Source organism: Thalassospira sp. MCCC 1A01428, assembly GCF_002115825.1.
GTDB lineage: Bacteria > Pseudomonadota > Alphaproteobacteria > Rhodospirillales > Thalassospiraceae > Thalassospira.
Genome location: NZ_JFJZ01000005.1, coordinates 139,710 through 152,747, shown reverse-complemented (window position 1 = coordinate 152,747; position 13,038 = coordinate 139,710). Strand labels below are relative to the sequence as shown.

Annotated in this window: 8 protein-coding genes, 1 tRNA gene and 1 pseudogene; 6 read left to right on the top strand and 4 right to left on the bottom strand. The window is 49.5% G+C overall.

From position 1 onward, the window contains the following. Nucleotides 1-49: 49 nt before the first annotated feature. The gene (locus THS27_RS06440; RefSeq protein WP_085589058.1) at nucleotides 50-1,810 is read left to right on the top strand and encodes a Na/Pi cotransporter family protein; all 1,761 of its coding nucleotides are present in this window, start codon (nucleotides 50-52) and stop codon (nucleotides 1,808-1,810) included. Beyond that, nucleotides 1,807-1,935 carry a hypothetical protein gene (locus THS27_RS27570; protein WP_256376755.1) on the top strand — a complete coding sequence of 43 codons (129 nt, stop codon included), beginning with the start codon at nucleotides 1,807-1,809 and terminating at the stop codon, nucleotides 1,933-1,935. The genes THS27_RS06440 and THS27_RS27570 overlap by 4 nt, the downstream gene beginning before the upstream one ends. Before the next feature lie 290 nt (nucleotides 1,936-2,225). Here THS27_RS27570 and THS27_RS06435 read toward each other — a convergent pair whose 3' ends face one another. Then, complete coding sequence (locus THS27_RS06435) at nucleotides 2,226-2,711, bottom strand: GNAT family acetyltransferase (RefSeq protein ID WP_085589056.1); 486 nt, start codon at nucleotides 2,709-2,711, stop codon at nucleotides 2,226-2,228. Between the two features lie 254 nt (nucleotides 2,712-2,965). Continuing rightward, complete coding sequence (locus tag THS27_RS06430; RefSeq protein ID WP_085589054.1) at nucleotides 2,966-3,682, bottom strand: hypothetical protein; 717 nt, start codon at nucleotides 3,680-3,682, stop codon at nucleotides 2,966-2,968. Nucleotides 3,683-3,888: 206 nt separating this feature from the next. Here THS27_RS06430 and THS27_RS06425 point away from each other — a divergent pair, with 206 nt between their 5' ends. The 3 genes and pseudogenes from THS27_RS06425 to THS27_RS06415 all read left to right on the top strand — a co-directional run bounded on the left by THS27_RS06425 (nucleotide 3,889) and on the right by THS27_RS06415 (nucleotide 7,742). Further along, nucleotides 3,889-4,614: a response regulator gene (locus THS27_RS06425; protein WP_085589052.1), complete on the top strand. Its 726-nt coding sequence runs from the start codon at nucleotides 3,889-3,891 to the stop codon at nucleotides 4,612-4,614. Nucleotides 4,615-5,360: 746 nt separating this feature from the next. Beyond that, nucleotides 5,361-6,290: pseudogene (locus THS27_RS27710) on the top strand (ATP-binding protein); the annotation flags it as partial. Nucleotides 6,291-6,437: 147 nt separating this feature from the next. Next, nucleotides 6,438-7,742, top strand: coding sequence for an adenylate/guanylate cyclase domain-containing protein (locus THS27_RS06415; RefSeq protein ID WP_085589050.1), 1,305 nt, complete (start codon nucleotides 6,438-6,440; stop codon nucleotides 7,740-7,742). 153 nt (nucleotides 7,743-7,895) lie between these two features. Here the strand turns inward: THS27_RS06415 and THS27_RS06410 are convergent, their stop codons facing one another. Further along, nucleotides 7,896-9,170, bottom strand: coding sequence for an RNA polymerase sigma factor (locus THS27_RS06410; protein ID WP_139835496.1), 1,275 nt, complete (start codon nucleotides 9,168-9,170; stop codon nucleotides 7,896-7,898). A 625-nt stretch (nucleotides 9,171-9,795) separates the two neighbouring features. Beyond that, nucleotides 9,796-9,871, bottom strand: a tRNA-Thr gene (locus tag THS27_RS06405). A gap of 840 nt (nucleotides 9,872-10,711) precedes the next feature. Between THS27_RS06405 and THS27_RS06400 the strand changes: the two genes are divergently transcribed. Beyond that, on the top strand, nucleotides 10,712-12,901 hold the full coding sequence (locus THS27_RS06400) for an O-antigen ligase family protein (RefSeq protein WP_139835495.1): 2,190 nt from the start codon (nucleotides 10,712-10,714) through the stop codon (nucleotides 12,899-12,901). Nucleotides 12,902-13,038 lie beyond the last annotated feature (137 nt).

The following is a 13,038-nucleotide window of genomic DNA, read 5'->3' as shown; positions in this document are numbered from 1 at the left end:
AACCTGATCTATAGATTGAGGATCAGATTTTGTTTTGCGGGTGTTCCAAATGCGTTTCAAGCCAGCCACGTCGTCTGCCCGCCATTTGACTTGTGCGGCGTTATTTTTGCTGTGCGCCTTTATCCTGGTGCCATCGTTTGTTGCTGGCGCATGGGCGCAAATGGGGCCAGGTGCAGGTGTGGCGGAAAACGCCGGGGGCACCGCCAATACGGGGGGCGAAACCTTACGCAAGGGCTGGATGGTGGTTCAGCTTTTGGGGGGGCTGGCCCTGTTTTTATATGGCATGGACCATTTGGCCGGGGCGTTGCGTGTCCTGGCGGGTTCTAAGCTGCGATTGTTTTTGGGTAAAATGACCCGCAACAGGTTTGTTGCCGTGGTGTCGGGGGCGGTCATCACGGCACTTTTGCAATCATCATCGGTAACGACGGTGCTGGTGGTGGGATTTGTATCTGCCGGGTTAATGACCCTGCAACAATCCATCGCGGTTATTATGGGGGCCAATGTTGGCAGTACCCTGACGGCGCAAATTATTGCCTTTCAAATTAATGAAATTGCACCGGTTCTGATTGCAGTTGGTTTTGCGGCGATGTTTTTTATTCGCATTGAACGATGGGCGCAGCTGGGGCGCGCCATTTTGGGCCTTGGCCTGTTGTTTTTCGGGATGGGCATGATGGGCGAAGCAATGGAGCCATTGCGCCATTATCAGCCCTTTATTACCGTTATGGCGCAAATGACCAACCCGGTATTGGGCATTGCCATTGCCGCCCTGTTTACCGCCCTGGTGCAGTCCAGTGCCGCAACTACCGGTATTGTGATTGTGCTGGCCGGGCAAGGGTTGTTATCGCTTGATACTGGCATCGCATTGATATTTGGCGCAAACATTGGCACCTGCGTGACGGCCTTATTAGGTACTATTGGCAAAAACCGCGAGGCATTGCGCACGGCCATCGCCCATGTTGCTTTTAACGTGGTTGGTGTTTTAATCTGGTTGCCGCTTACTCCGCTGCTGGCCGATATTGTGCGCGATATTACACCAAGCCATGGCGGGGCCATTGCCAGTGGGGCCGGGCACGAAGACATCGCCCGGCAAATTGCCAATGCACATAGCATTTTCAATATTTTGAATGTTGTGCTTATGATTGGTGCCGTGCCCATGATGGCGCGATTAATCAAGCAAATTGTTCCAGATAATGCGGCATCTGGCCGTAGCCTGGATGCAAAACCAAAATACCTGAATAATGATATGATCCACACCCCGGCGGCGGCGTTGGCGGTGATGAAGCAGGAAGTTTTGCATATGGGCGATATTGTGCGCGACATGGCACAACAGGGCCGGCATTGCCTGTTGCATCGCGATCCCCGCCATTTGCAAGGCATTGCCGAGCAGGACGACGGCGTTGATGCCTTGCAGGAGGCAATCGTGGCCTATGCCGTGCGCCTGCGTCACGAAGATGCCGCCCCGGCCGACCGCGCCCGACTGGAAGAACTGGTTGCGGTTGCCAACAACCTTGAAGCCATCGGCGATATCGTTAGCGAGGAACTGGCAGACCTTTTAACCCGGTTAAGCCGGCTGGGGCGCGAACCTGATGGTGAAACCGCCGATGGCCTTATAACTTTGTTTCGCGATGCTGAAACCGCATTGCAATCAGCCCTTCATGCGCTGGCCGATGAAGATGGCCCCCGTGCCGAAGCCCTGATTGCCAGCAAGGCCGCTTTTAGCGCCCGGCTGGACCATATGCAGTTATTAATTGCGCAAAAGGTCGGCAATAGCGAGGAAGATGTGAAGCTGTACCGGTTGAAATTTCGGTGATTGAACGCATTCATCGGCTGTTTACCCGTACCCGACGCATTGCGCGCAACACCCTGCATTTGGCCGAAAATAAAAACAACCTATCGGAACCTGCATCCACCAGCAGTGCCGAGGCCGCCAAATAAAACAGGCTGACAAAAAGTGTCGCAAAAGATGTAAGGCAAAGGCTGACCGAGTGCCGTGGTGGGCACCTGGTAATTGTGGTGCGCCAGTTCGAGGGTACAGGCTATGTGTGGCGCAATGCCGAAACCTGCCTTCAGGAGGGTTTTGCATGTTGCCTGAGCCTGGCAACATAAAATAGCCGTATGGAAGCGTCGTGGTGACAGGTGATGCGGCTTTGTTGCCTGGCCGGATTATGCGTTAGGGCATAATCCGTAAGGTAACGTGATAATTGCGCCAGGCCAGTGATTATAAATCAGTTTTCGTTGATGGGCGGTTCAAACGGTGCACCGCGATCGGCCGGGGCCGTGTCGATGTCTTTTTGCATTACGGTAACATCCAGCGCCCGATAGCCAAGATGGCGGTAAAAATCCTGAACTTTGCCGTTTTCGGACCGCACCATAAGTTGCATCCGCCATACGCCATGTTCACGTAGCCAGTTTTCGCCCTGACGCATCAAACGGCGCCCCAGCCCGGTTTTTTGATAATCGGGGGCCACCGAAAGGTAATAAATCCAGCCGCGATGGCCATCATGGCCCATCATGACGGTGCCAATGATAACGCCATTTACATTTTCCCATACCAGCAGGGTTGCGTTATCGGAACTAATTGCAAAGGAAATATCCCACGCGGGCGGATTATAGGGGCGATACAGGTTTGTTTCCTGCCAAAGCGTTGTAATTGCGGGAATGTCGTCTAGCAGGGCGGTTCTGGGGTGGGCAGAAATTTCGGAAACAGTCATGGGGCGATCCTTCTAAAAAGAAAGAATTATCCGAAATACCGAAGGCGTCAATTATTCTTGTGCATGAGGGGTAAAAAGAATGGCCCTGCATAAAGCAGGGCCATCAGTTTGTCCGGTTTGACATATCGGTTGGGGTTGATACACCGGACGAAAAAGAGCCATGCACACCTTACGGGCAAAGCGGAGGGGGAGGTCCGGGTGAAGATTGGCAAGGTGTTGTCGCGGTTCTTTTTTATGAAAATCAAACTGCAGGATTACATCTTTTTCAGAGCGCCCTCAGAGCCAAATGCCGGGTGACCGTCGATCGGGCGAGCAGTAACGCGGCTAAGCTCAACTTCGCGCACAATGTCGCCGCCTTTGTTGGTAATGGTTGCGATATAGGTGCCACGGTCAGTTTCGGTCAATTTGCCCAGCACAAGGTCGCTCTTGCCGCGCATCAGGATCATGGCTTTGGTCAGGGTTTCCATCTGCTCGGTGCTATATTGGGTGTTAAAGCGGTCCTTGCGGTCAGGTTTGCCCATCATGTGACGCAATTCCCGAAACTCGCCCCGTTCCGGACGGCCGGTAAAGGCATCCAGCGTAATGTTTTTCACAATGTCGCCTTTGGCATTCACCAGTCCCAGCGTAATTTGCTTGCCGTCTTTGCTGGCGTCTACCTTGCCGGTTTTAAGGTCGGTATTGGCGTGGCGCAATAACATGGCGTCGATTAACAAACGGGCTTCGTCCACTGAAAGCGGGGTGTCGCGCTTCATGGCTTTCATCATGCCGTGATGGCCAGGGAACCCGCCTTTTTTCTGGTCAAAATCGCCATGATGAAATTTACCGCCCTGACAATCACCGCGCATGCCTTCGTGCATTTCGCTGCGCATATCATCGGGGCGGTTTTGCGCCAGCGCCGATGCCGTTGGGATTACACCCAGGGTGAAAGCAAGAACGGTGGCAGTCATCATCAGTTTACGGGTTGTGTTCATTTTATCCTCGTCACGTTGGGGGAACCGTTTGACGAAGCCATCTAACCTGACAAATGTCGCGAAATGATCCCGGTAAACGGGTAAAATGGTCGCAGACTGTCGCAATGCCCGGTTTTGCGACAGTCTGATACAAATTGATCGTTATCCCCGGCGGGATTACTGCGTTAAGTTTGCATGTAATGATACTTCACAGCAGGACAAAGCGGATGTCGGAGACAGCACATATTCTGGTCGTTGATGATCACCGCGATATTCGTGATCTGATTGGTCGTTATTTGCGCCAGCATGGTTATCGGGTGACGTTGGCTGCCGATGGCAAGGAAATGCGCAAATTACTGGCCGATGAAATTATGCCCGATCTGGTGGTGCTTGATTTGATGATGCCGGGCGAAGACGGGTTGAGCCTGTGCCGATGGCTGCGCGAAAGCCACGACATGCCAGTTGTTATGTTAACCGCCCTTGGCGAGGAAACCGACCGTATCATCGGCCTTGAAATGGGCGCGGATGATTATTTGGCCAAGCCGTTTAATCCGCGTGAATTGTTGGCCCGGATCAAGGCGGTGTTGCGCCGGGCGCAAAGCCTGCCGACGGGGCGCAAACGCCCGCTGGCTGGGGGCGAGGTGTGCTTTGATCGCTGGGTGCTGGACCGCAACCGCCATGAATTGCGCAATGACGATGACATGGTAATGCCCCTTAGTGCCGGAGAATTCGCCCTGCTTAATGCCTTTGTTGAACATCCACGCATGGTGTTAACCCGTGATCAGTTGCTGGATATTACCAAGGGCCGCGAAGCTGCGCCCTTTGATCGCAGTATTGACAATCAGGTAAGTCGTTTGCGCAAAAAGATTGAACCGGACCCCAAAAACCCGGTGATTATTAAAACTGTATGGGGTGGGGGATATATGCTGACAGTGGATGCCGTATCACAATGAAACGGGTTTTGTTTCGGTTGTGGCCGCGCACATTGGCGGCACAGTTAATTGCCCTGTTGTTAGGCGCGGTTATTTTGACCCATGTTGTTCTGGCAGTGTTACTGGCTGAAGAACGCCATGATGCCCTGTTGTCGGAACGGCGCGGCGGGGCATTGTCGCGGGTGGCCGCGATTTCGCGTATCCTGGCAACCACCCCGCGCGAAAACTGGCGCGATGTGTTGCGCGTGGCGCAAAGCCCGCAATTCCAGCTGCGTTTGCTAAGCAAGCCGGTAATCTATAGCGAAAAAACAGATGTGACCCGGCTGTTGTCCGAGCGGGTGAATGCGGCCCTTGGTAACCCGCCCATTGCTGCCCATGTCAGTTTTTTGTCGGAAAGCGATTGTCGCCAGGAACGTCATCGCGAACATCAACGCCTGCGTGAAGATGAAGAACGTTATGAAAAGTCCGACAAAAGCGAAAAAGACAAACACGAACACAAAAAACTGAAATTTCGGCGCTTTTTTAGTAATATTTCCTGCGATGGCCCACCGGTGATGGGGGTTGCCGTCCCGATTTTTGGCCTGCTTGACGGCGATGCGACAGGCATGGGAAATGACAATTCCGGTTCTGACGGCGGGGAGGATGCGGCATTGGATCTGGCACCGGCCAGTACCGGACGCTCCGCAGTACAAGGTGGTTTTCCTGGTAATAAACCCGATGTCAATGTTCATACCGATGATGATGATATTGTTTCTCAAACCACCATTGTCAGCCCGACCATTTGGCTTGACGCCCGGATCAATAATTTTTCGGCCCCGCCGTGGGTTGTGTTTCAAAGTATTGTGCGGGTTGCTTTATCGGCTGTTTTAATTGGGATTATTGCGTTTTTTGTTGCCCGGCGCATCACCCGGCCCTGGAAGGCGCTTGCCGTTGCAGCCGATCGGGTGGGGCGCGGTGATTTCCCCGAACCGGTTGCCGAAAAGGGACCACTGGAAATTCGTCATGCTGCGCGTGCCTTTAACCAGATGACGGCACGCCTTAAGCGTTTTGTCGAAGATCGCACCCGGATGTTGGCCGCGATTTCGCATGATTTGCGTACGCCGATTACCAGTTTGCGTTTACGTGCCGAATTTGTCGAAGACCTGGAAAACCGGCGCAAAATTATTGAAACCCTAAACGAGATGGAGCAAATGGTTGCTGCTGCCATGACATTTGCCCGTGAAGAAACTGCCGATGAAAAAACCCGTAAGATCGATCTGGTGGCGTTGGTCGAGGCATGTTGTGCTGATCTTGAAGAAACCGGCCATGCGGTGACATTTGAAACCGGGATTGAGCATTTTTCCTATGCCTGCCGTCCATTGTCGATCAAGCGGGCCCTGGGTAATTTGCTGGCAAACGGGTTGGCTTATGGGACCAATGTTTTTGTCTCTGTAGTTGGTGCGCAAGACGGCGGCCTGTGGATTAATGTATGTGATGATGGCCCCGGTATTCCGGCGGATCAACGTGAACGTGTCTTCGAGCCGTTTTTTCGGTTGGAGGAATCGCGCAATCAGGAAACCGGCGGGATTGGCCTGGGATTGGCAATTGCAAGAACGGCCGTTCGGGCGCATGGTGGTGAGATATATCTTGAAGATTCCAGTCAGGGTGGTTTGCGCGCCCGTATTTATTTGCCTGCTCCGGTAGGGGCGCAGGCCTGATCGGGTTGTTGCATCAGTTTGATGTGATCAGGCCGTTCCGGTTATGCATGGCTGCCATTCTTTTGTGGATTTGTGATTGCGCTTTTTGGTGTTTCGACCATTTAAGCGGTGTAACAAAAATGAAAACATGTAGGACGGAGCGTGCCGATGGCGCAGCAGAGCAAGCATTTTGGCAATGTGACATCGTTGCCGGGAACAAATTCGGCTCTTTCGGGCGGCGGGTTTGTGCGGTCTGTCAATGATTGGCTGATGGAAAGTGCATTACAGGATACCGATATCGACGAAGTGATTTCCGGTATGGTGTCGCGTCTTGTTGCTGCCGGGTTGCCGATAGACCGGGTTATGGTGGGCTTTAAAACCTTGCACCCCCTATATGAAGGGGTCAGTTATATCTGGTCAAAACCCACAGGTCAGGTTGAGCGCTCGTTTCATCTTGGTGTTCGTGAAAATAACCCGGACTGGGTTGAAAGCCCTATGAAATGGATGATCGATAATGGTGTTACGTTTTTACGCCGTCATTTGATCGGTCCTGGTGCCATTCTGGATTTTCCGGTTTTAAAATCTTTTCGTGAACTTAGCGGTACCGACTATCTGGCGCTGGTAACGCCTTTTACCACCGATCGCGACAGCGAACTGGGCGAAAACCGCATCTTTATGACCTACCTTACTAGCCGCCCAAGCGGGTTTACGGACGAAGATCTGGCGATCCTGTCGGCCATACAGCGCCGGTTCGCTGTGACCTGCAAAATGCGTATCATGCATGATGAAACCAAAACCATTCTTGAAACCTATTTGGGGTCTGATGCCGGTCATCGTGTTCGGGACGGGCAAATCAAACTGGGTGACAGCACCAAAACCCGCGCTGTGATCTGGTTTTCCGATATGCGCAATTCAACAGCGATGGCCGCCCATGTTGGCGATGACGCGTTTTTAGAGCAAATGAACAGCTTTTTTGCCGCAACGGCGGGTGCAGTTTTAGCGCATGGCGGACAGGTTTTACGTTATATCGGCGATGCGACATTGGCGATTTTCCCGATCCGTGATGATGAAGGCGACCTTGAACAGGCTTGTCATGCCGCCCTTTATGCTGCGGCTGAAGCCCAGATGAATATCGACAACCTCAATGTTGGCCGTGAAGATCAGGGCCTGCCGGAATTTGATTATGGTTTGGGTATGCATGTCGGGGATGTCGTATATGGCAATGTCGGGGTTAAGGAACGGGTTGATTTTACCGTTGTCGGGCGTGCGGCGAATGAAGCATCCCGGATTGAAAAACTGACGAAACAGCTTGGTAAGCGGGTATTGGTAAGTGCACCTGTTGCCAAATACATTTCCTGCCCGACCGAAAATATTGGCGAATATGAATTGCAGGGAACGGGAACGAAATTAACGTTGTTTGCTCCTGATTTTAAAGAAGCCTGTCAGCGTTTGGAACTGTTGCGCGCTGGATAATTCCACGTGCTTTATGTCTTCGGATAAATGACAAAAAGATATGGCGATGGATTGCTCCATCGCCATATGGCGTTTTAGGCCTGTTTTAGGAGATGTCGTTTGCTCGCGCATGTGCCGGCAGAGGCGCGATAATATTAATATCAGAAAAGTGCTTTAGCGAATTTCACATTCCCGCAACTGATCCCGGGCAAGTTGTACCCGTTTGCGAACGGCGCAGTTGCTTAGGCCCAAATGATTAGCGATTTCATCATAACTTTGATCCTGCACACATCGCATCAAAAGCGGACGACGCAATTTTTCCGGTAGTTCGGATAATGCCTTGTCCAGATTGGCAAACATTTCGCCGGTCAGGGCGTTTTGTTCCGGTGTGGTCATATTGCGATGGGAAATGACCGGCATGGCATCGTTAGCGGTGCTATGCGCGTCTTCATGATATTCGGCCTTGCGTTTGTTTTGGCGGTGCAAATCGATGCAGGCATTATGAACAATGCGCGACAGCCACGCCCGATGATTGCGAATTTCATCCATCGATTCTTCAAATTTAACCGATGCCTTGACCATGGCTTCCGACAGGGCGTCCTGGGCATCGTCCATATTCCCCGACATCAGCTTCAGGCATTGGCGCAACAGGCCGTCCTTTTGGTCAATCCACAGGGGCCAGAAATTAGGTGCCGTTGGCGGCAGGCCGGGATGTGCCGTGTGCAAAGATTGCGTGGATGGTGCGGATGGCTGAATATCGTCTGATATTCCGGGTGTGGCCGGTGTTTCCACTAATTTCGATATTGTTGGTTTAACTGCAATTGTAATTGCTGTTTCGGTGCGGGTGACATTAATTTGCGCGGCCTGGTCCTTGCCGTAACCAGCTGATTTTCGGGGCTCAATTGATGTCGGGCGTGTGGCATGTGGGCGGTCTGGCACTGCCGCAATATCGGAACCGGGGTGAGACGTGAAATCAACCGGTATCACCTCAACCGGCGTTGCAAGACCATATGCCCGCTCTGCTAAATGCTCGGCGTAACGATTGCCACGAACATATGGGCCTTCAGTCCCATTTTGAGGCGGAATGAGCGGTGTTGTGTCCGGTTGCATACGGGGGAAAAAAGGAGGCCGATCAAGGTCGTCAACGGCTGTTACCGGCGCGCAAGGGGGGATTGCTTCAATTGTAACCGGTTGCGTCACTATGCCTTGCGTCGAATGTGCTGTGCCGGGTGCTTTTTTGAAATGATTGTTGGCATGTGTGCTGACACCTGCGACAAAATCGCATGCTAATCGTTTGCGAACCGGTGGCGCAAGATGGGCCCAGATTGATGTTATTTTGTGTTCGCCGTGCCCCAGTGCTTTTGCCAGTGCATCTTGCAGCGCCTCGGCAAAGGCGGTTTCGTTCTCGGTTAAGGGTACAAGAAACTTGTTACGGTTAAGGTCACCCACCACGAAATCTCCCCTGATCTGAAATACAACTAAAAGTTGCTCGCTGTATTTGTTCTCAAGTATGACGGGCTACAATCTTAATTGTGATATTTTTTATATTTTACTCGTATAGGTTGTTTTTTGGCTGGTTTTCCGGTGTCTTTTCGGCGTTTGACCAACAAATTGTGGCTTAGGTTGCTAAGTGTTTCCTGTCAGATGTTTTTGAGGGCGAATCTATTTTGAGGTGATCAGCCCCACACGGATCAAAGTGGCTACATAGGGAATGGTACAACGCCGCAGCTACGGCTGTGTCCGTGTTCGTTGGATGCTGCTATTTATGTCGTGCCAGTCGACCCAGAAAGAGCTGCGAAAAAGTTTCCATTATTGACGCTGATCGCGCCAATTTGTGACATGGCCGTACAGGGGGCCATTATGCGTTAAACGCCCTTTACATTGGGGGGGCAGCTATGTCCCTGAGCATTATTTTTATTTAATGAGGTTGCTGCATTTTCGCGGGCCAGGGTGTTCGTGCTTCATTCGCTTGCCGGATAAAGAATGTCGATTGCGCACCATTTTTGCCAATCAGACAAAAAGAAACCCGCCAAAACGCAGGACTACTGCGTAAGGGCGGGTCTTTTGTTCAAAGTGGTGCTGGTGATAGGATTTGAACCTACGACCTACGCATTACGAATGCGCCGCTCTACCAGCTGAGCTACACCAGCACGACTCACTTTGTGGCGCGGAAAATACGGATAATATGGGTACATGGCAAGTGCTTTATTTGTGTTTTCTTCGTCAAAGGCGCAATTGTTGGTGCGATACACAATTGGGCTTCCCGCACATTGTTAGACGCTACGTCAATAACCTTGTGCGGAGCAGTCATATTCAGGCGAAAATTCCGATTTTGCCAAAAATTTGAAATTGAGCATCGCTATAATCATTGCAATAGAATTTGTAAGAATAACAACGAGTTCTCAAATATTTCGGGGGTGCTTAACGTGCAAAACTGATGATGGGAGTGTTGGCGCATTCTGTTGTTTTTTCAGAGAAAAACCTGCTAGATATTGACAGTCAAATTGGCGCGTTGACGTTCCCGGTTCCGCTTAGTTGTCGGTGGTATTGATGCAATGACGGAGTAGTCTGAAAGGTTTGGTTGCGGTGTAAGTGTTGTTGCGATCTGGAAAACCAGTGTAACCGTTTACGTTTCGGTGATGTTTTATGAATTCGCGTCTCAGTGATATCCACGTCGCGATATGATAACATGTCATGTTAATTGAATTATCAGCGTTATCGTGATGATGATCTGGTTCCAGAGAGAATTCCCGCCATTAAATGACATTGGTAATTCCCTTGAAATAGTAGACCTGTTTGATCTGTCGTGGATTGACGATGCACAAATTGTATATTGGTTTCGTTTAGGGGCCGGGAGGCGAGATTCGGGGGAAGATTGAAGTTGTTGAAAATGAGATTCTATTGTATGAGGAAAACGTTTTCAGCAAGAAAATTTTTTGACGCTAATTGTTTTGAATTTAATTTCATTTTAAATATTTTCTGGTGGAATTTTGGGTAAGTTTTTAAAGATTTCAGTTGTATTTTTCGCTGCTGCAATAATATTTATGTTTGTAGACGTTGAAAAATCTCTGACATATATGGCTAAAATTAATCTTTTATGGCTTTTTATTTCTTTAATTTTTGTCTTCTTGAATCAATTTTTGAGTAGTGTAAGATTTAAAGTATTTTTAGGTATGTTTGGCCAAAATATAGATTTACGACATGCACATGCAGTGAATGTCTATTCTATATTGGCTGGAATGGCGTTTTTTAATTTTTTTGGTCAGAGTGTGTCGAGAACTGTTCTTGTAAAAGGCATTGCTGATGCAGAGTCATCTGTTCTTGTAACTGCACTGGAGCGGGTTTTTTCGCTGGCCGTATTGGTTATTGCATCAATATCAGCGGCGTTCTTTGTTTTGGGTAGCATCAGTTTTGATTATGCTCCTGGTGTCATGCTTTTATCGATGCTTTTGTTCGTTGTTGTCAGCCTCGGTGGAGTATATGTTTTTTTTCTGACAAAACGTCAGAAAAATGAACTAAGGTTGGTCTTTTCGAGTGGATTTGGCCGTGGATTTCTTAAGATAATATTAATTATTATGCTGATGCATAGTTTTATGTTGGGGGCATACCTTGCATTAATAATTGGTATGGCAGGCTTGGATATTTTAACGGCCAAGGTCGTTTTTGCGGCTCTTTTGACGATGCTTGGGGCTTCTTTTCCGATCAGTTTTGGGGGATGGGGAGTCAGGGAAGTTTCGGCCGGGTTTGCATTTCGTGCGGCCAACATTTCTTCTGCACTTGGGGTCGGTGCCGGTATAGGCGTGGGCTTGCTGACTATTGTTTCTCTGGCATTGAATTTTTTCATTGTTTGGATTTTAAAACTTATAATTCCCGAAAAAAATGAAGGATTATCTAAGGGGCGCTCCGCTAGTGGTTATAGCCGGAGATTGATTTTATTTCTTGGATGGGTCGTCACGCCGGTTGTTCTTGTTTTGATGATGGTTCAGTTGCCTGTTCCAATATCTGCAGGGAAACTTACTGTTAATCTTGCAGACCCATTGGCAATTGTTGCAGGTATGACGTTTGTTTTTGTTATTATACAACGTGGAGCATGGCGTGATATCTGGTTTGATCCAAGAGTAAACTGGTGGCTTCTGGCGTCGGCCCTTGCGATAGTTATAAGCTATTTCATCGGGTATTTTCATTTCGGATATTTGGCATGGGCGCTGTATAATCGTCTTCTCGGGATAGGTATTTTATTCTCCTATATTGTGGTCGGCGCTTTTATGACTGCATTATGGGGTGAATTTGGGATCAGAACAGCGGCTAAGTCTTTAGTGTCGGCGGTTAGCTTTCTTTTTGTTCTTGAATATTTTTTAAGACTATACTTTGATGGCTCTGTTTTGGAAGCTTTGAATTGGAGTGGACCTCGTTGGTCCGGGTTTCTAGCTAATCCTAATAGTTATGCATTTTTCTTGCTTTCTGTGCTGCCATTGCCGTTTTTGTTTCTTGGAAATAAGGGGTCTGACGGTTATAAAGCCTGGAAAGATGCGATACCTTCCGGTGTGATTTTTGCTGTCATTTATTTGACGTCTTCCCGAGCAGCTTTTGGCGCGGCTATGGTTTTCATTTTAGCTTTTTTGGTCATAGATAGAAATAAAACTGTTCGCTCCCTTCTGTTTGGCGTTTTCTGCGTCTTTTTCTTGTATGGCATTACTCAGTTTTTATCTTTGATCGGCGATGGAAGCCTTATGTCTATCGCGCGTTCAAATGACTTTGTCGTCGTGCAAAGTGACCGCATTTTAAGCGTGGTTGAGGGCTGGAAGATGTTTCTTGCTCATCCGTTTTTCGGCGCGGGGTTGGGTGCGTTTTATAAAAGTCAGTCTGATTTGGCACTGCCGCTGGCGGAGCGGGCGCTTATAATTCATAATTCCTTTCTATGGATTTTAGCAGAAGCAGGACTATTTGGGTTTATCATTATATTTGTTCCACCGATTATGTGGGGTACGCGCACATTCATAGCGATGAAATGGCGTACTGATCCATACCTTTGCGGATTTTTGTTGGTGTTGGCAAATGCGTCCATTATGGGGATGGCGCATGAGCTAATGTATCAACGGGTATTTTGGTTGATGTTGGGAATTTTTCTCGCGCGTCCGTTTGTGATGCGTAAAAAAGTTAATCAATTATCGCATTCCTAATTATGGATCGCACAGGCGGTGGGAACTGGTTTGTATCTCGCCGGCAACTTCTTTCTGTCTTCACATGGCTGCCATGCATAGCACCATTGTTTTGAAGGGTTATAGAACATTGACCGCGCTGTAGTTTGACGGCATAG

Excerpts from the sequence above, each read along its gene's own strand:
- THS27_RS06440 (WP_085589058.1), top strand. The coding sequence starts at position 50 with ATGCGTTTCAAGCCAGCCACGTCGTCTGCCCGCCATTTGACTTGTGCG.
- THS27_RS06430 (WP_085589054.1), bottom strand. The coding sequence starts at position 3,682 with ATGAACACAACCCGTAAACTGATGATGACTGCCACCGTTCTTGCTTTC.
- THS27_RS06415 (WP_085589050.1), top strand. The coding sequence starts at position 6,438 with ATGGCGCAGCAGAGCAAGCATTTTGGCAATGTGACATCGTTGCCGGGA.
- THS27_RS06435 (WP_085589056.1), bottom strand. The coding sequence starts at position 2,711 with ATGACTGTTTCCGAAATTTCTGCCCACCCCAGAACCGCCCTGCTAGAC.
- THS27_RS06425 (WP_085589052.1), top strand. The coding sequence starts at position 3,889 with ATGTCGGAGACAGCACATATTCTGGTCGTTGATGATCACCGCGATATT.